We start from the raw sequence: 17311 nt of genomic DNA on the forward strand, positions 1-17311 counted from the left end.
CCGCTGTCGCTGTGCTTGTTCGGTTATACCCGAACCGGGCGGGGCGTGGGAGAAGGGCCCGCCCTACGCCGCCCGATCGCGCACCCCCACCAGCTTCCCCCACACCACCAGGCGGTAGCGGGAGGTGTATTCGGGGGTGCAGGTGGTGAGGGTGAGGTAGTGGCCGGGGTCGTCGTAGCCGTGACCGGGGACGGCGAGGGAGCGGGGGACCGGCCCGATCACGCCGGTGTCGCGGGGTGAGGTCCGGGCCAGGACGACGTCGACGGCGTACGTGTAGGTCGCGTCGGCCGTCTCGACGACGACCGTGTCCCGGGGCCTGAGCCGGTCGAGGTGGCGGAAGGGCTCGCCGTGGGTGTTGCGGTGTCCGGCGAGGGCGAAGTTGCCCTCCTGGCCGGGCTGTTGCGTGTGGGCGTAGTGGCCGGCGTAACCCTTGTCGAGCACCTCCCGCTTGCTGGTGCCCTCCGCGACGGGGGCGCGGACATGGAGACGGGGGATGACGAGGACGGCGTACGCCTGGGAGGGCGAGGGCGCGGCCACGGGGGGTGGCGGGCCGGAGGTGACGCGGGACGACGGATCCTGCGGCTGTCCGGTGACCCGCTCCGCAGGAACGGCTCGGGGCACCGTCCCTGCGTGGTCACCACCGGCACTCCCGCCCCACCGCCGCTCCAGGGCCAGCACTCTCCGCTCGGCGCCCGCACGGGCCTCGCGGTTGGTCCACCACAGCTGGTGGACGACGAGCAGCAGCCCCAGCAGGCCCGCTGTGACCAGCAGTTCGGCTCCGGTCCACAGGGCCCGCCGGCGCCGTACGCGACGCTGCTCGCGCCGCCGCCGTACGCCGTGGTGCACGACGGGTTCCCGCACGGGGCACCTCCTTCGCCGGGGCCGCCCGCACCATAGGCGCACGGCCGCGAGGACTCCAGACCCGTGCGCGTCCGGCCCCGCGACCAACCCCTCACGAGGTCCTTCTGTTCGCCTCCTCGAACCTTCCTCCACAGGTTTGAGAAAGGGCTGTCGGAACTCTCGACAACACCGGGCTGCGCCCCCGATGCTTCGTGACGCGCTCACGCGTTCTCGTCCCCGCACGAACCACGAGTGACGGGCCCCGGCCGGGACGGCCGGCCCTGTCCTCGGTTCACGGACACCGCCGGTCGGGACGGCCGGCCCGTCCTCAGTCGAGTGAAGCGGAGAAGTCATGATCCGACGCAGAACCCTGCTGGCGGCCACCGGTGGCGCCCTCCTCGGTACCGGCCTGGCGGCCGGCACGGCCCACGCCGACGCGACGATCGGCGTCAACCCGTCGACGACCTACGGCAGCTGGGAGGGCTGGGGCACCTCGCTCGCCTGGTGGGCGAACGTCTTCGGCGACCGCGACGACTTCGCCGACATCTTCTTCACCACCAAGTCGGTGGCGTACGGCGGCAGGACGCTCCCCGGCCTCGGGATGAACATCGCCCGCTACAACCTGGGCGCGTGCAGCTGGAACAGCGTGGGCGGCCAGTCGATGGCGGTCTCCCCCAACATCCCCGCGTTCAAGCAGATCGAGGGCTTCTGGCAGGACTGGAACAACGAGGACCCCACCTCCTCGGCGTGGAAGTGGTCCGCGGACGCCAGGCAGCGGGCGATGCTCACGAAGGCGACCGCACGGGGCGCGACGACCGAACTGTTCGCCAACTCCCCCATGTGGTGGATGTGCCTGAACCACAACCCCTCGGGCGCGGCGGACGGCGGCAACAACCTCCAGTCCTGGAACTACCGCCAACACGCCTCCCACCTGGCCGCCGTCGCCCTGTACGCCAAGAACAACTGGGGCGTGAACTTCGCGACGGTCGACCCCTTCAACGAGCCCTCCTCGTCCTGGTGGACGGCGACCGGCACGCAGGAGGGCTGCCACATGGACGCCACGGTCCAGGCGGCCGTACTGCCCCACCTGCGCGGCGAGTTGGACAAGCGCGGCCTGAGCGGCACCCGTATCACCGCCTCGGACGAGACGAGTTACGACCTGGCGCGCACGACGTGGAACTCCTTCGGTTCGTCCACGAAGGCCCTGGTGAACAGGGTCAACGTGCACGGCTACCAGGGCTCGGGCGGCCGCCGCGACCTGCTGTACACGGACGTGGTGACGACGTCCGGCAAGGCCCTGTGGAACTCCGAGACCGGCGACAAGGACGGCACCGGCCTCTCCATGGCGAGCAACCTGCTCTACGACTTCCGCTGGCTGCACCCGACGGCCTGGGTGTACTGGCAGGTCATGGACCCGACGACGAACTGGGCGATGATCGCGTACGACGCGGCCACCCTCCAGCCCGGCGCGGTCACCACGAAGTACTACGTCATGGCCCAGTTCAGCCGACACATCCGCCCCGGCATGACGATCCTCGACACCGGCGTCAGCTACGCCGTGGCCGCGCTGGACAAGGCCGCACGGCGTCTGGTCATCGTCGCCGCGAACACGTCGACGTCGGCCCAGACCCTGACCTTCGACCTCTCCCGCTTCTCCACCGTGACCGGCGGCTCGGGCGGCCTGGTCCCGCGCTGGAACACGGTGACCTCGGGCGGCGGCGACCTCTACACGGCCCGTTCGGACACGTACCTGTCCGGCAAGACGGTGCGGGTGCCGTTCGCGGCGGGCGCGGTGCAGACGTTGCAGGTGGACGGGGTGACGGTCTAGGGACACGCCGGGAGACACCTCCAGGGACGCCCCCACCGGGCGCTCCGGACCGCAGGCCGGCCCTCCCCTCCCCGTCGATCCCCTGGCCTGCGGCTATCTCCTCTTCGTCACCGGTCGGCAGTACCGTGTCCCCCATGCGCCCCGACACGCCTGCCGAGAACGTCGACCACACCGCCGAAGCGGCACGCCTTGAGCGGACCGCCGGCCTGTATCCCGAGGACGCCGAGGCCCTGCTCGTCCAGGCCGCGGCCCACCTGGAACTGTCCGGCGACCGCCCCGCCGCGACGGCCCTCTACGACCGCCTGCTGTCGTCCCCGGCCGGCCTGGACGCCCCGCACCTGGTCCGCGCCCTCAAGGCCTCCAACCTGTGGGAGTACGGCCACGAGGCCGAGGCCCGCGCCATCATCGACGGCATCCGCGCGGCCGCCCCGCGGGACCCGGCCCCCTGGGTGATCGTCGCGGAGTCCCTGGAGTCCCACGACGAACTGGAGGCGGCGGAGGCGACGTTCACGGAGGCGGCCCGGCTGCTGCTGACGGACGTACCGGAGCCGCCCTACGCCACACACCCGCTCCTCTTCGGCCGCCACCGCGTCCGCCGCATGCTGGGCGCGGCCCACGACGACTGGGACCTGCTCGCCGACACCCTGCACCCGTCGCCGATCTCCCTGGACGAACTCCACGACCCCAAACGCGTCTGGTCCCTCGGCTCCGAGAACCCGGCGGAACTGGAGGCCGAGATCTCCCGCCTCCGCGCCGAACTGGGCACCTTCCGAGAGGCCCTCTCCCGCCCCTTCCCGGTGGCCGTCCTCCACTGGCCGGCGGGCGAACTGGCGGAGCTGGTGTCGGCCTACCCCGCCCTGGCGGACGAGTACCCCTCCCACGAGACCCACCTCGCGGTGATAGAGGCGTCCCTGCGAGAGCTGGCCGCCTCCGGCACGCCCAACCTGGGCGTCGTGACCGGCACGGTCCCGTCGTACGAGGCCTTCGCGGCCTCGGAGGGCGCGTCTCCGGGGGACTCCGACCTGCTGCCGCAGTACGCGACGACACTGGCGGCGAGGGGGAAGGCCGTGGCCTGGCCGCCGCAGCGGGGGGCTTCTTGTTGGTGTGGGTCGGGGGCGGCTTATGGGGAGTGTCACGGCAACTGACAGTGCCCTAGCCGACCGAAGCCTCGCGCGAGGCCGATGCGAGTGATCGGCCATACGGAGCACATGTTTGCCCGCGTATGGCAAAATCGAGCGTCAGTTCTACGACAGGCGACCGGCCTGTCGCCAGCGCTCGGATGAATCTGGCGGGAAGTGCGAGACTCTTGGTGCTGGGGAGCAGTTGCTGATCACTGCTCCCGACTTGAACTTGATCACCAGGAGGAGCTGCATGCCCCGCAGCGGCCAGAAGCGACCGCAGTTCGCCTCGCCATTGACCTCAATCGAGATCTGCGCGGGCGCCGGCGGGCAAGCCGTCGGGCTGCACAACGCCGGATTCGACCACCGCGCGCTCGTGGAGTGGGACCCGTACGCCGTGGCCACGCTGCGTGCCAACGTGGGCGACTGGCCCGGCTGGGACCAGCAGAAGGCTGACGCCATCAGCCCGATGGACGTGAAGGAGTTTCTTGACTCCGACGTCCGGAGGAATCTTGGCCTGGAACCTGGAGACCTTGATCTGCTCGCCGGCGGCGTGCCGTGCCCTCCGTTCTCCCTGGCGGGACACCGGCTCGGTCCTGACGATGAGCGCGACCTGTTTCCGGCAGCGCTTGACATCGTCGAGGCTTTGCTGCCTAAGGCAGTGATGATCGAGAATGTGCGGGGGATCCTGGAACCTCCAGAGCTCTTTATAGAGTACCGGATCTCGCTCCTCGAGAGGCTTCGCGAGTTGGGCTATCTGGTCCCCACGATTGATCGAAATCTTTCTGCGACCGAGCAGGACATCATGATGCGTTCGGTCTGGCGACGTCTCGACGCAAGCTATTTCGGGGTTCCACAGCTTCGCCCGCGCGCAATTTTGGTGGCAATTCACGAGAGCGCAGTGAGTTCAGGCACCAGGTTCAGATGGCCCACAGAGATCAAGGGCGACCCGGTAACGGTCTATGGAGAACTCCATAAAAGCATGAAGGCGCGCTGTAAGAAGTTCTGGGAAAAGAACGTTCACGGTCAGCCCGCAGGGCCTGGAGAGAAAACGGGAAGGCAAATCTACGAGAAGTGGGAAGATACCACTGTCGGTAAGACAGTCGCCCCCACCCTCGTAGGCGGCTCGAAGAAGCACGGCGGTGCCGACCTAGGTCCCACACGAGCCAAGCGTGCTTGGCGAGACCTGGGAGTAGACGGCATGGGGATCGCGAACGACCCCGAGCACTGCGTTCCGGAGCGCGACCTGTTCCGCCCTGACGGCCCCATGCTCACCGTCGCTCAGGCCGCAATCATTCAGGGTTTCCCGGACTATTGGAAGTTCCAAGGCCGCAAGACCGCCCGCTACCGCCAGGTCGGGAACGCCTTCCCGCCCCCGGTAGCGGAAGCCGTTGGCCGGGCTATTGCCGCCGTTCTGCGTCCCGAGCAGCACGAGGAACTTCTCGCTGAGTATAAAATGGAACCGGCTGGGGCGCTGCCCGTCCAAGACGTCCCGCGGCAACTGGAACTTTCAGTCGCCGCCGCCCGCGCTCCTCTTTCGCCGCTGCAAGATCGTAAAGGCGATTTCGTCGGCACAGGCGTTTGATGGCTCATGCTCCCAGAAGCGGAGCACGAGCCACCCGGCTTCCTTCAACTTCTGGTCGGTGTCCCGGTCCCGCTGCACGTTCCGGAGCACTTTTTCTGACCAGTAACCTGAATTAGTCCTCGGCGGCACATAATGCTCGGGGCAACCGTGCCAGTAGCAGCCGTCTATGAAGACAGCGACTTTCGCCGGACGGAAGACCAAGTCCGCCGTCCGGCGGAGATCAGGCAGGGGCCGCGCCGCGACGCGGTAGCGTAGACCCATTGCGTGGACCAGCCTCCGGATGAGCCGCTCGGGCTTCGTGTCACGGCTGCGGATCGCCTGCATGTTGCGGCGGCGTGCTGCGGACGAAGCCCAGGAACCTTCCGGGGCTACCCATTCGGCATCGTTGGACACACCGCACAGGGTAGTCCCGCGCGGCTCGCAGCACGCAGCCAGTCCTAGTGCCCTCCCATGTGACCGAGCAGTGCCTCCATGTCACTCGGCGCGAGACCAGCCGCCACCGAGGGCTCTTCCTCCAGGTCGGCGAGCTGCTGGACCGTGGGGTCGTCCAGGATGCGCCCCATAAAGTCCAGCTTCCGTTCCAGGCGCTCGGCCACCACCTCGTCGATGGAGTTCCGCACCGCCAGGACGGTCACCCGGGTCTCGGTGTCGGGGGCCAGCCCGAGGCGGTGGATACGATCGAGGCTCTGAAGGAAGCGGCCGGCCATGAAGTCGCGGTCCACGTAGACGGCGTCGTGGCAGACGTGGTGGAGGCTTATCCCTTCTCCCAGGGTCGCCGGGTTCGAGATGAGCACCATGCACGCCGGGTCCTCCCGAAACCGACGAAGTTGCTCTTCCCGGTCCGCGGTGCCGCCGTAGACGGCAGCCGGGCTGTACTTCTCCAGCAGGCGTTCCAGCGTGGTGAGGCTCCTGACGAACGTCGTCCAGACCAGCGTCTTGCGGCCCTGGGCGGCGTTCTCCGCGATGATCGCGATTGCTTCCTGGTACTTGGGCGACAGCTCGTAGTCGGGGAGGTTTTGCATGAGCGAGTACAGCGAGCTGCCCTCGGGAACGTCCAGCGGGGGCAGTTGGTACGCGAGCGGCTCGTAGCGGCTGCCCGCCTCTAGGAGCAGGGCGGGGCTCGTGGCCGCCATGAGAAGACGCAGGGCCGTTTTGCCCAGGCTGCTCAGGTCCTCGCGCGCGGCACCGTTCTTCTCTCCGCCGACGAGGGCCGTGTAGATTTCGTCGTGCAGGGGCGGCATGTCGACGAAGCGCAGCCCCAACTGAACCGGCGGAAGACCGAGTTCCTGCTTGGTCGTACGCGTAAACAGCGGCCGGAGGACCGAGCTGGCGTGCGCCAGGTCACCGCCAGCCACCGCCTGGACGACCGTCCGCTGACCGTGCCCCGGCCAGACGAAGCCCAGCAGGTTCTCCAGGTCCCGGGACCCGTTCGGGGCAGGCGTACCGGTCAGGATCAGCCGACGCGTGGCCAGCGGCCCCAACGCCATGCAAGCCGCCCCGTACGTCCCCCTGGCACCGAGCTTCATCCGGTGCGCCTCGTCCAGGATGATCATGGAGGGGCCCGCTTTCAGCCAGCCGGCCAGCATGGGCAGCGACCGGTCGAGACGTTCGTAGTTCACCACCAGCACCTCGGCCCACTCGTCCCGCGAGCCGTCCAGAACGTTGATCCGCAGCGGGTGGATGAGACACTCGGCGGTCTCGTAACGCCAGGACTCGTAGGCCGACTTGGGGCAGACAACCAGCAGTCGGCTCACCTTGCCGGCAGCCTTCTGCGCGGCGTACACCGCGAGGGCGACGCGGGTCTTGCCGGCTCCGGGCACGCTGAAGTTCGCACCGTGCTGCAGCGAGAGAAGCTTCGCGATGTCGCGGCGCTGAAACTCGCTGAGTTCGCCCTTCCAGGTGTCGCCTAGGAGGGAAAGCACGTCGTCGGGAGCGGCCTCGTCGGGCACCTCCCGCCCAGCGAGCCGCTGCTGCACGGTGTGCGCGTCCCGGACTACACCAGAGACCAGCTCCCGCAGGTCATCCGCCCACTCCACGCCGGCCGGGTCGGACCAGGTGCCGAGGAGACCGAGGTCCGCGAGCAGCTCGTCCAGGGAGACGGAGGCGCTCAGGCGGCCGAGCTGGCCGCCGGTGCGGAACCGGGCGGCCAGCTGTACGAGTTCCTGCTGGAACGATTCGGTGGTACGCAGAACCACCCGGGTCCGGGTCTCATCGAATCCGAGACGCAGCGACTTCTCGCCGACGGGACTGGTCACCGGGAACCCTCCGCCGCGACCGCCTCCAGCAGCCAGGCCACGCCGTCTCCCGGCTGCGGCAGCCCTCGGCCGGCCTGCTGCGCGAGCTTGAGGAGACTGCCCCGCAGCTTGACCACCGCGTCATCGAAGGCTTCCTCGTCCAGGCTGCGGGAGGTCCGTGCCTGCACCAGGTCGCTCACGCACTGGTCGATGCTCGCGCAGGCTTCCGCCAGCCGGGCCGGGGCGAGCTGCTTGCGCCTGCGGAGCCTGGCGCTGCGACCCGCCGCCTCGATCGCCTCGTCGAACGCGTTCTTCGTGCTGTCCCAGGTGTCCTGCGCGGCGGCCTTCTGCCCGTCCCCGAGATCCGACGCTCCGTTCCGCACCACTGCGGCGGCGCGGAGGATTTCGTCGTTCATCGCCCTGGCCTCCGCGACGGCGGAGGAGGCGGCAGGCACTTCCAGGCCCAAGCCGGGGATGGACACCGACTGCGGCTGCGCAGCCGTGCCACCCATGGGCAACTGCCGCTCAAGCCCGGCCTTCAGAAAGTCCTCGTCGATATGACGGACATCCGTCTTGGAGAAGTTTAGGAGGATCGCGGCCAAGCGCAGCTCCTTCAGGATCTCGGCCTGGTCACGGTCCACCGTTTCCAGCTTCACGTACAGCCGGTGAAGCTCCCTGAGCCGCTCCGTCGCGCCCTCCCAGTCCACCAGGCGCAGGCCGTTGCCGCCGCCGGTGCGGCTGCGCTCGTTCAGCTCGCGGATCGTGCTGAGGATCCACCGCTCTTGGTGGTAGGTGCGCACCTGGATCCGGAAGTCCTTGGCAATCTGTTCCGGCGTACGGCCCAGCGCCGCCTGCTCCTCCATGGCGATGAGGCGGTTGATGAAGGAGTAGTCACGCCGGTGGTCCTTGCGGAGCTGCAAGGCCAGTTCGACGGCGTTGACGTCGGCCCAGGTGAACGACGCCGGCAGCACGCCCACGCGCATCGACTGCGCGCGGAGTTCGCGAAGCGCGGCGGCTCGGGTGTTGCCGTTGACCAGCACCCCGTGCCGGGTCACGAGCCCGGGGTCGTTCTGCCCGAACTGGTCAAGGCTGTCCTTCAGGACATCGAAGTCCTTGTCCCGCACACTCGTGTTCTCGGGATCCGCCTTGAGCAGGAAGCCGAGGTAGTCCTGGCTCTCTGCACTCCAAGGGTCCTTGTCCAGCGCCGTGTCCCGCTCGGCGTCGTGGCTGCGCTGGGCCCGAATCCGGTGGGTGCTGGGGTTGTAGTAAAGGCTGCTCAGCGGCAGGTCGATCACTTCGACATGGGCCTGCTGCCCATTCCAGTCGACGGTCACCGTCTCCCGCGTACCGCCGGCCGCCTTGGCCTCCTCGACCTTCTTACTGACCAGTTCGCTGAACTCGGCCGCCCTCGGCGGCGCCGGAAACTCGCGCATCATCGTCATCCCGTCCTGTCTCAGTCGTCCGTACCGTCGAGCTTGCCGAGCACGGCCTTGCGTGCGTCTTCGGGCAGGGTCCGGTATCTCCCCCACAGCTTCTCCAGCGTGCTGTGGCTACGGCGGTCCGCCGCGATCCACCCGCGGATCACCCGCCGCTCCAGCGGGGCCAGCGACTCGATCTCCGCCAGGACATCCGCCATGTCCACGGTCCGGTCCAGGTTGCCGCGACCGCAGCGCTGGCACTCCGTGACCAGCTGGTGCTCGACATTGCCGTCCGGCTGGATGACCGGCCGACGAGCCACGTTCAGCACGGCCTGCTCCAGTCCCCCGTCCCTGTACGTCTCGCCACCCGCCACACCGCAGGTCCGGCAGAGGTAACCGTCGTCCTGGAACACCTTCGCTCGCTGGGCGTTGGTGATGCTGCCCTTGTGCACGGGCGCCTTCGCCTGGCCCGGGATCCAGACGTCAGCACCCCTGGTGCGGAAGCGGTGCTCCTGCTGCTGCAAGGTCGGGTCCTCGCGGCTCGTGGCAATCTCCCAGCCATGGTCACGCAGGTCGCGCATGCGCCGGTCGATCTGGGCCACGTCCGGGAACGCGGCCCGCAGGTCGGCCTTGGTGAAGGTGCCGTTCTCCTTCACTTCCTGAATCAGCCACAGCGCGACACGCGCCTTCGTTCCGAGCTTGCTGGTCCCGTAGGTCGTGTCCCGCCAAGACGGCAGCGTGGTCATCCGTTCCCCTCCCATGTGGGAATCACCTGAATCTGGCCCAAAGGCGCGCACTACTGCACAACGGGCAGGAGAACTGCCGTCTCTGCACAGGCGTTCGCCTTTCGACCACCCCCCGCTTCAAGAGCGGCTGACCTCCAGTGAACACCACGAGTATCGAGTTTCAATCCCTTTTGAACACTTGCCTGCCACAAAGCAAGCCTTGCTCATCAAAAGCAAGCACAAGTCCGTCACCGCTACGGCAGAATGAGCGCGAACCTGGGCAACAAGCCTGCTGGCAAGTCGAGTTGCCGGAAACTGGGAGGCCTGAGAAGCGTGCCGTACAGCAGAAACAGCCGCCCTCCATACGCGTGGGCGAAGAAACCCTTCGGAAGCGACGTTTCGCCAGCACGGCGTGAACTCGCCGCCACTCTTCAGAGCCTTTGCCCTCTCCTGCTCATCGTGCCGAAGGGTGGCGACGCGCCAGCTCATAACCCGACACAGGGCGAGGTCGCCGACCGGCTCAAAATGTGCGAAAGCGCCCTTTCGAGGGCGCTCAGTGGAAAGGTGCTGCCCCAGCGGCGCTCGGTGGAGATCCTCTTCAAGGCGGCGAGCGCTGACGCCGCGAGGCGAGACATAGAGGTCGGCGTCACGCTGACGGACTTGTACCAGTTGCACGCGAAGGCGACGGCCGAACAGAACGGTGAAATCGCCTCGCAACTGAGCACGGAACTGGAGTCAGCGGCCAGCCGATTGCGCGCGGCCAAGGACGAGAATGAGCAGCTCAGAGGGGCATACGAGGAGTTGCACACGGAACATGAGGAGCTGCGGAAGCGAGCTTCACTGAAGGCCGACAGCCTGCGGGCCCTTCAGCGGAAGTACAAGGTGCTGCGGCGGGAAGCCGCCTCATTGCGCGAACGGGTCAGCCTCCTCAAAGCCGGCTCACCCGCCGTTTCGCCTCACGCTCCCGTCGTCGCTCCGCTGCCGGTCCCCCGTCTGGCAGGGGACCGGCAGCGGACTGAACTCGATACGGCGGCCGCCCGCAACGTCGCCAGGCGAGCGGAATCTCTGTACGACGGCGGCCGGCAAGCGGATGAGGTGCTGGCGCTTCTGCGGCACACAACGGACGCCTACAGCCCGGCGGAGACAGCCTTGCTGGTCGTCCTGTTGACTCAGGAAGGCCAGGAGGATCTGGTCAGGGACCTTCTCCACATCTATGGACGGGACAAGCCCGACCGTGAAGTCCTTCGCACCGCACTGGAGCTCCTCAGGGCCGGTGCCTCAACCTCCGCTGAAGCTCTGCTGCTGGCCACCACGGAAGCGCGTCGGCCACACCAGAGTCCTTAGGCAGCCGCCTCGGTCTCAGCTTCAAAGTGCATCTGGGCCTGATCGAGAATGTCGTCTGGGTCATGACCGTTCGCCGTCGTCCAGTGGAGCAGATCGGCGATCAGCTCCACCGCCGACTCCTTCAAGGCCACCTCGTCTCTCCTGGCGTGCGTGGACAGGGTGGCGTCGTTGACGCCCTGGTACGACCGCAGCGTGTGGACCGCCCGTTCCACCCGATAGCAGGCACGTCCCGCAGGCGCGGCGATCTCACACCACACCGACTTGCCGACCGCGGTGAGCACAGTCCCCCAGTCCGCGGCGAGCGCCGTGAGCAGGTGCAGGCCGCGTCCGCACTCGTCCTCACAGCTAGTAGCCGGGAGAGTCGGCATTGAGGGGTTCTTGTCATGCATCTCCACGCGCAGCCGCTCCCGGTCCCATTCCAGGATCAGTGTGGCGGACACCCCCTCGCCCACGTGCTTGATGACGTTGGTGGCCAGCTCAGTGACCACAAGTTCTGCTTCCGCCACGGAGTGGGGTACGCCCCAGTGTCCCAACTGGGCGGCCACAGACCGACGCAGCAGCCGGACCTCGGCCGGCGCCGCCTCGAAAGGCAGAACAGACCGGTGCCGGTACTCCCCCTTGGTATTGCCGGACATGTGCACTCCTCCCTGCCGGGCCACGCGCATGCTGCGCCCGCCGATGTCCACCCGGCTGCAATGCGTAGCGCTCCGTCACTGAGAATGACACAGAGAAGTCTCACCATGTAACTTCTCACGGGAATCCATCGAGTGAATCTGATGGTCGGGCCTCCTGCCGCTGCCTAGCCTGATGGGGATCTCCGGGCCTCTACCACCCGGCGCATGGCAAAGGAGCCGCATGTCCGACAGGACTACTACCCGCCGCCGTCAACTAGGCGCGATGATGCGTAAGTTGCGTGCTCGTGCAGGGCTCACCCTTGAGGAGGCCGGAGGTCTCGTCGGCGTATCCAAAGCTACGGTCAGCCGGTATGAGACGCAGGCCGGTCCGGTCAAGTGGCTCGTAGTCGACGCCCTCTGCCGCGAGTATGACGCAACCGAAGCCGAGCGCCGGGCCGTTGTCGCCATCGCCAAGAACGCCAAGCAGCAAGGCTGGTGGAATTCCTTCTCCGACTCCGTCCCGGAGAGCATGAACCTGTTGCTGACGCTGGAAGACGAGGCCGTACGCGAGAACCACTTCGCCTGTGTCTACGTCCCCGGGCTCTTGCAAACCCGCGCCTACAGCACTGCCCTGCAGAAGGCCAACGAGATCCCTCTGGAGGCATCGGAGATCGACCGCTTGGTCGACATCCGCATGAAGAGGCAGGAGATCCTCACCCGCCCGAAGCCACTTCGTATGTGGGCGATCCTCGATGAGTCGGTGATCCGGCGAGTGGTCGGCTCACCGGAGACCATGCGGGACCAGCTCGACCGGCTGCTGGAGGCGAACGAGTCCCCTCACATCACGCTCCAGGTACTGCCCTTCTCCAAGGGAGCCCACGGCGCGGCGCTGGGAAGTTTCGTCATCATCGGCGGTGTCGAACCAACCCTCGACGTGGTCTACGTCGACTTCCACACGGGCTCGCTCTTTCTGGAGAATGACGAGGAACTTGAGCGATACAGACTTGCATTCGAGTACCTCCAGGCACAAGCGTTGGACATGGAGGCCTCCTCGTCCCTGATCCACCGCGCCCGCAAGGAGCTGTGATGTCCGTCGGCCCTCAGCCTTCATCCGAGCCTGCCTGGTTCAAGTCCTCGTACAGCGGCGCCAACTCGACGGAATGCGTGGAGATGGCATTCCTGCCGGCAGGCGTACTCGTACGGGACTCCAAATCTGCTGACGGTCCTCATGTCGCGGTGTCAGTTGAGGCCTGGCGAAGGTTCGTGGTTGTCTCCGTGCGGGGCAAGGCTGGATCGTAGACAAGGGTTGCGTCGGGCTTCCCGGCTCCTGAGGACCCCGACATCGTCTACCGAGACGGCATCACCGATGCGGTCTACCTGGAGGGCGAGCATCATGTACGGGAGTACACCCGGGCGTTCGACGGCCTGCGGGCCGCAGCCCTGAGTCCTCGGCGTTCGACGCAGTTGATCGAGTCGATTTCGAAGGAGTTCGCAACGTGAGCAGTGCACTCCCCGGCGACGACGGCCGTCCGATGTGGTTCACGTCCTCTTACAGCAACGGGGCGGGGGGCGAGTGCGTCGAGTGTGCCGTGAGTGGACGCGGGGCGCTCGTGCGGGACTCGAAGAGGGCGGGGGAACTCGTCGTCGGCTTCGGGAGCGGGGCATGGCGCTCGTTCCTACGGGCCGTGCGGGAGGGCACCCGGGACTGAGAGAGAGCAGGAGGGGTGACAGGTGGGGGAAGCGGGCGGGCGCGCGGAACCCGGCCCGCGCCGCACCTCAGAGCCAGCCGGAGGCGGTGGACAGGGGTGCCGGGTTCCAGGGGTGGGGCGTGGCGGTGGTGAGGGTGTGGAGATACGTCCACTCCTCCAGGCGGGTGACGAGGAAGGGGGGCGGGGTCGGTCCCAGGGCCTCCCTCATGGCGGCCGCCCACTTCTGCCAGGTCGCGGGCGGGCAACGGTGCAGGGTCTCGCCCCTTCGGTCCATGTGGCGGACCACCGCCGCGCAGGCCATCTGACGGTCCGGGTCGGTGAGGATCCGGCGTACCGGCGCCGCCTCCTGCGCGGGCGGGACCTGGCCGAGGGCACGGAGGTACTCGGCGTACCTCGCGTGCTCCGCGGGCTCGGGTTCGGTCGTCTCCAAGGGGCAACTCCAGGCCTGTCCGGTCGCTCGGTGGACCCCTAGCCTCTCCCCCGTCCCGCTGCGGCCGCCAACGGATTCGGCGTACGTCGGCGGCGGCCGGCGGATCGAAGGGGGCCAGCGGTCAGACCGGGCGGCACGCCAGTTCCGCTCGACCGAACAACAGCGCGTAGCCGGGCGGGAGTTGGGCCAGGAGGTCGTCGGTCAGGGCGTCACCGATCCGGGGCGGCAGGACGCCGAGGACGGAGCTGACGTCCCAGCGGGCCGTGGCGGGGGTGGCTCCCTCGACGAGGGTCGCGACCATGTCGACGAACTCCCGTGCCGTCCGGGGGCGGGTCGCCGGGATCTGCGACGCGATCACCCTGGCCGCCTCCCTCGGGAGCGCGCGGGCCAGGGCCACGCGTTCGTCGCCGGTCACCTGACCGCCCAGGGCGGAGAGGACGGTGCGGGTCACGCGTTCGGCCTCGGCGGTGCTCGGGTACTGGCCCGACTTCCGTACCGCCGCGATCAGCTCGCTCCAGCCTCTCCCGCCGTCGTCTTCCGTCGCTGCTGCGCGGACGGGCCGCTGCGGGGCCGGGATCACCGTCCTCGGCGTCTGCGGCCACGTCCGGGTCCGCGCGGTCGTCGTCATCCTTCGGGCTCCTCCTTCGGGTCCGGGTCGGTCCGGTCCGGTGCGGTGGGGCAGGGGTGGGGCGCGTCCGTGGCCCCGAGGGTGAAGCTCGGGGCCACGCACGGGTGCGGGGCGTCAGCCGCTGATCTGCCTGCGGCCTCCGTCGCCGCCGGAGATCTGGATGCGGCGCGGCTTGGCCTGCTCGGCCACGGGAATGCGCAGGGTCAGGACGCCGGCCTCGTACGAGGCGTCGATGCGCTCCGTGTCCAGGGTGTCGCCGAGGAAGAGCTGGCGGGTGAAGGTGCCCGTCGGGCGCTCGGCGACGATCAGCTCCGCGCCCTCGGGGGCGGGGGTGCGGCGCTCGGCGCGCACGTTGAGGACGTTGCGCTCGACGTCCAGCTCGATCGTCTCGGGGTCGATGCCGGGAAGGTCGAAGTGGACGAGGAAGTCGTCCCCGGCCCGGTAGGCGTCCATCGGCATGGCGGCGGGACGTGCGTCGGTACCGGGGCCGGCGGCTGTGCCGAAGACCTGCTGCGCGAGTCGGTCGAATTCGCGGAACGGGTCGGTACGCATGAGCATCACAGTCCACTCCTCTCGTCAGACCTGTCGGTGCGATGCCCTACGACTTCTTATATAGCTCGAAGGAGGAAACTTGACAAGCCTCGACTCAGGTCAGGGAGGATGCCTGGTCACCGGATTAACCTCAGACGACTTCGGGGCGACTTCGAGGAGGCAACGATGGCAGAGGTGCCCAGTTCCGTGATCGCCGCGGGCGGACTCGTCGGCGGGTACGGCGTGGCCCGGTGGACGGGGAAGCGGCAGCTCGGCGGGACCGTTCTCGCCGTGGCGGGGGCGGCGGCCGCGCAGCGGTGGCGGCGGCGCGCGGGCGGGAGGGCCGCGGGCGCCCTGACCGTCGCGTACGTCGCGGCGTTCGCGGGGTCCCACCCGCTGGCCAAGAAGGTGGGCGCCTGGCCGTCGGTCGTCGGGGTCGCGGGCGCCGTGGCGCTGGCCTCCTGGGCGGTCGCGGACCGTCGAGGCTGACCCCCCCGGCCGAGGACCCGGCGCCATCGCGTCGGCCTCCGAGGCGGTCACGGACCGTCGAGGCTGACCCACCGGCCGCCGTCGCTCCGGCCTCCGAGGCGGTCACGGACCGCCGGGGCTGACCCTGCCGGCTGAGGGGCCCCTGCCCCGCAGGGGCCCCTCAGCCCACCCGCACCCCCTCCCCCGACCGGAAGGCCCTCCGATACCCCTGCGGGCTGGTGCCCACCACCCTGCGGAACCGTTCCCGGAACGCCGTCGGGGAGCCGAAGCCCGTCTGGGCCGCGATCCGTTCCACCGGGTGCGCGGTCGTCTCCAGCAGGTACTGCGCCCGCCGCACCCGCGCCCGGTGCAGCCATTGCAGGGGCGTCGTGCCGGCCTGTTCGCGGAAGCGGCGGTTGAGGGTGCGGGTGCTCATGCCCGCGTGGGTCGCGATCTCGTCCAGGGTGAGATCGCGGGCACAGTGCTCCTCCATCCAGCGCAGGAGGGGTTCCAGGGTGGCCCCGGACGGCGCGGGCGGCACGTCGTGCACGATGAACTGGGCCTGGCCCCCCTCGCGTTCGAGGGGCATGACCGACATGCGGGCGGCCTGCGCGGCGACGGCCGAGCCGTGGTCCCGGCGGATCATGTGCAGGCACATGTCCAGGGCAGCGGCGGCACCCGCCGACGTCAGGAACTGGCCGTTGTCGACGTAGAGGACGTTCGCGTCGACCGTGATCCGCGGGTGACGCTCGGCCAGCTCGCGGGCGGCGATCCAGTGGGTCGTCGCGCGCAGGCCGTCCAGCAGGCCGGTCGCGGCGAACAGGAACGCGCCGACGCAGATCGACGCGATGCGCGTGCCGTTCTCCGCCGCCGCGCGCAGCGCCTCCGTGACACCGTCCGGCAGCCGCTCCGGCGGCTCCTGGACACCGGGCAGGATGATCGTGTCCGCCTCCGCCAGGGCTTCCAGGCCGTACGGCGCCCGCACCGTGAACGCCCCGGCGCTCACTTCGCCCGACGGGTACGGCGAGCAGACCCGCACCCGGTACGCCTCGCGGCCGTCGGGCAGCCGGGCCCAGCCGAAGGCGTCGATCGGGGCGGACAGGTCGAAGGGGATGACCCCTTCCAGGGCCAGGACGGCGACGGTGTGCATGGCGAGAGCGTAGGCATACCACGGGATTTCGCCAAGCGGTCCGAAGGGATGGTGACTGGGCCACGCCCACCGTCACCCGCTTTGATCCGCTTGGCGAGAATCCGTCGACCCATGGCACTTCCGCCACTTCCGCGAGATCGGGCGGGTGCCTACCGTCGGCCCGTGACCAAGTTCCTCCTCGCCGTCCACGTCCTCGCCGCGATCATCGCGATCGGTCCCGTCACCGTCGCCGCGAGCATGTTCCCGCCCGCCGCGCGCCGGGCCCTGGCCGCGCCGGACGACGCCCGCGCGGCGGAGACCGTACGGCTGCTGCACCGGATCTGCCAGGTGTACGCCGCCGTCGGGATCGCTGTTCCGGTGTTCGGGTTCTTCACGGCGGGCGCGATGGGTGTGCTCGGCGACGCCTGGCTGATCGTGTCCATCGTGCTGACCGTCCTGGCCGCGCTCGTTCTCGTCGTGCTCGTCCTGCCCCGGCAGGAGGTCCTCGCCGAGGGCACCGGGGCGCGTGAGGCGACCGTCCGGCTGGCCATGTTCACCGGCGTCTTCAACCTGCTGTGGGCGACGGTGACGGTCCTGATGATCGTCCGGCCGAAGGGCACGCCACGTCGGCTCACAGCTCCCGCCACGCTGTTCCACACCATGCCACACCAACTAACGCCGCGGCGCCCGCCGGGGTCGACGGTCGACCC

18 protein-coding genes and 2 pseudogenes are annotated in these 17311 nt (G+C 68.8%); 10 read left to right on the forward strand and 10 right to left on the reverse strand.

What is annotated here, in order from left to right:
- Positions 1–63: 63 nt before the first annotated feature.
- Complete coding sequence (locus ACZ5Y0_RS03305; protein WP_469126925.1) at positions 64–861, reverse strand: class E sortase; 798 nt, start codon at positions 859–861, stop codon at positions 64–66.
- Positions 862–1192: 331 nt separating this feature from the next.
- Between ACZ5Y0_RS03305 and ACZ5Y0_RS03310 the strand changes: the two genes are divergently transcribed.
- The 3 genes from ACZ5Y0_RS03310 (at position 1193) to ACZ5Y0_RS03320 (ending at position 5371) form a co-directional block, all read left to right on the forward strand.
- The gene (locus ACZ5Y0_RS03310; RefSeq protein WP_469126926.1) at positions 1193–2668 is read left to right on the forward strand and encodes a glycoside hydrolase; all 1476 of its coding nucleotides are present in this window, start codon (positions 1193–1195) and stop codon (positions 2666–2668) included.
- 134 nt (positions 2669–2802) lie between these two features.
- Positions 2803–3813, forward strand: coding sequence for an SEC-C domain-containing protein (locus ACZ5Y0_RS03315; RefSeq protein WP_469126927.1), 1011 nt, complete (start codon positions 2803–2805; stop codon positions 3811–3813).
- Between the two features lie 226 nt (positions 3814–4039).
- Positions 4040–5371 carry a DNA cytosine methyltransferase gene (locus ACZ5Y0_RS03320; RefSeq protein WP_469126928.1) on the forward strand — a complete coding sequence of 444 codons (1332 nt, stop codon included), beginning with the start codon at positions 4040–4042 and terminating at the stop codon, positions 5369–5371.
- Here the strand turns inward: ACZ5Y0_RS03320 and ACZ5Y0_RS03325 are convergent.
- The 4 genes from ACZ5Y0_RS03325 to ACZ5Y0_RS03340 are packed head-to-tail and all read right to left on the reverse strand — an operon-like array spanning position 5297 to position 9769.
- The gene (locus ACZ5Y0_RS03325; RefSeq protein ID WP_469126929.1) at positions 5297–5764 is read right to left on the reverse strand and encodes a very short patch repair endonuclease; all 468 of its coding nucleotides are present in this window, start codon (positions 5762–5764) and stop codon (positions 5297–5299) included. The two genes, ACZ5Y0_RS03320 and ACZ5Y0_RS03325, sit on opposite strands and share 75 nt — an antisense overlap.
- Positions 5765–5808: 44 nt before the next feature.
- Positions 5809–7626 carry a DEAD/DEAH box helicase gene (locus tag ACZ5Y0_RS03330; protein WP_469126930.1) on the reverse strand — a complete coding sequence of 606 codons (1818 nt, stop codon included), beginning with the start codon at positions 7624–7626 and terminating at the stop codon, positions 5809–5811.
- The gene (locus ACZ5Y0_RS03335; protein WP_469126931.1) at positions 7623–9041 is read right to left on the reverse strand and encodes a ParB N-terminal domain-containing protein; all 1419 of its coding nucleotides are present in this window, start codon (positions 9039–9041) and stop codon (positions 7623–7625) included. Before ACZ5Y0_RS03335 ends, ACZ5Y0_RS03330 begins: the two co-directional genes overlap by 4 nt.
- Before the next feature lie 17 nt (positions 9042–9058).
- The gene (locus tag ACZ5Y0_RS03340) at positions 9059–9769 is read right to left on the reverse strand and encodes a hypothetical protein (protein WP_469126932.1); all 711 of its coding nucleotides are present in this window, start codon (positions 9767–9769) and stop codon (positions 9059–9061) included.
- A gap of 243 nt (positions 9770–10012) precedes the next feature.
- Here ACZ5Y0_RS03340 and ACZ5Y0_RS03345 point away from each other — a divergent pair, with 243 nt between their 5' ends.
- Complete coding sequence (locus tag ACZ5Y0_RS03345; protein WP_469126933.1) at positions 10013–11092, forward strand: hypothetical protein; 1080 nt, start codon at positions 10013–10015, stop codon at positions 11090–11092.
- Here the strand turns inward: ACZ5Y0_RS03345 and ACZ5Y0_RS03350 are convergent.
- On the reverse strand, positions 11089–11727 hold the full coding sequence (locus tag ACZ5Y0_RS03350) for an ATP-binding protein (protein ID WP_469126934.1): 639 nt from the start codon (positions 11725–11727) through the stop codon (positions 11089–11091). The genes ACZ5Y0_RS03345 and ACZ5Y0_RS03350 overlap by 4 nt on opposite strands.
- Before the next feature lie 220 nt (positions 11728–11947).
- Here ACZ5Y0_RS03350 and ACZ5Y0_RS03355 point away from each other — a divergent pair, with 220 nt between their 5' ends.
- The 4 genes and pseudogenes from ACZ5Y0_RS03355 to ACZ5Y0_RS03370 all read left to right on the forward strand — a co-directional run bounded on the left by ACZ5Y0_RS03355 (position 11948) and on the right by ACZ5Y0_RS03370 (position 13415).
- Positions 11948–12793 (forward strand): helix-turn-helix domain-containing protein, encoded by an 846-nt coding sequence (locus ACZ5Y0_RS03355; protein ID WP_469126935.1) that lies wholly within the window; start codon positions 11948–11950, stop codon positions 12791–12793.
- Complete coding sequence (locus ACZ5Y0_RS03360) at positions 12793–13005, forward strand: DUF397 domain-containing protein (protein ID WP_469126936.1); 213 nt, start codon at positions 12793–12795, stop codon at positions 13003–13005. Before ACZ5Y0_RS03355 ends, ACZ5Y0_RS03360 begins: the two co-directional genes overlap by 1 nt.
- 15 nt (positions 13006–13020) lie before the next feature.
- A pseudogene (locus ACZ5Y0_RS03365) lies at positions 13021–13206 on the forward strand (Scr1 family TA system antitoxin-like transcriptional regulator); the annotation flags it as partial.
- Complete coding sequence (locus ACZ5Y0_RS03370; RefSeq protein WP_469126937.1) at positions 13203–13415, forward strand: DUF397 domain-containing protein; 213 nt, start codon at positions 13203–13205, stop codon at positions 13413–13415. The pseudogene ACZ5Y0_RS03365 and the gene ACZ5Y0_RS03370, both read left to right, overlap by 4 nt.
- A 67-nt stretch (positions 13416–13482) precedes the next feature.
- Here the strand turns inward: ACZ5Y0_RS03370 and ACZ5Y0_RS03375 are convergent, their stop codons facing one another.
- The 3 genes from ACZ5Y0_RS03375 to ACZ5Y0_RS03385 form a co-directional block, all read right to left on the reverse strand.
- Positions 13483–13845, reverse strand: a complete 363-nt coding sequence (locus tag ACZ5Y0_RS03375; protein WP_469126938.1) for a hypothetical protein — start codon at positions 13843–13845, stop codon at positions 13483–13485.
- A gap of 121 nt (positions 13846–13966) precedes the next feature.
- Complete coding sequence (locus tag ACZ5Y0_RS03380; protein ID WP_469126939.1) at positions 13967–14473, reverse strand: DUF2267 domain-containing protein; 507 nt, start codon at positions 14471–14473, stop codon at positions 13967–13969.
- Positions 14474–14587: 114 nt separating this feature from the next.
- Positions 14588–15031 (reverse strand): Hsp20/alpha crystallin family protein, encoded by a 444-nt coding sequence (locus ACZ5Y0_RS03385; RefSeq protein WP_469126940.1) that lies wholly within the window; start codon positions 15029–15031, stop codon positions 14588–14590.
- A 159-nt stretch (positions 15032–15190) separates the two neighbouring features.
- Here ACZ5Y0_RS03385 and ACZ5Y0_RS03390 point away from each other — a divergent pair, with 159 nt between their 5' ends.
- Complete coding sequence (locus ACZ5Y0_RS03390) at positions 15191–15493, forward strand: hypothetical protein (RefSeq protein WP_469126941.1); 303 nt, start codon at positions 15191–15193, stop codon at positions 15491–15493.
- A 160-nt stretch (positions 15494–15653) separates the two neighbouring features.
- Here the strand turns inward: ACZ5Y0_RS03390 and ACZ5Y0_RS03395 are convergent, their stop codons facing one another.
- A complete protein-coding gene (locus ACZ5Y0_RS03395) occupies positions 15654–16622 on the reverse strand; it encodes a GlxA family transcriptional regulator (RefSeq protein ID WP_469126942.1) in 969 nt (322 codons plus the stop codon).
- 162 nt (positions 16623–16784) lie between these two features.
- Here ACZ5Y0_RS03395 and ACZ5Y0_RS03400 point away from each other — a divergent pair.
- Positions 16785–17222, forward strand: a pseudogene (locus ACZ5Y0_RS03400) (hypothetical protein); the annotation flags it as partial.
- Between the last annotated feature and the right edge of the window lie 89 nt (positions 17223–17311).

The organism is Streptomyces sp. NPDC033216, assembly GCF_055577115.1.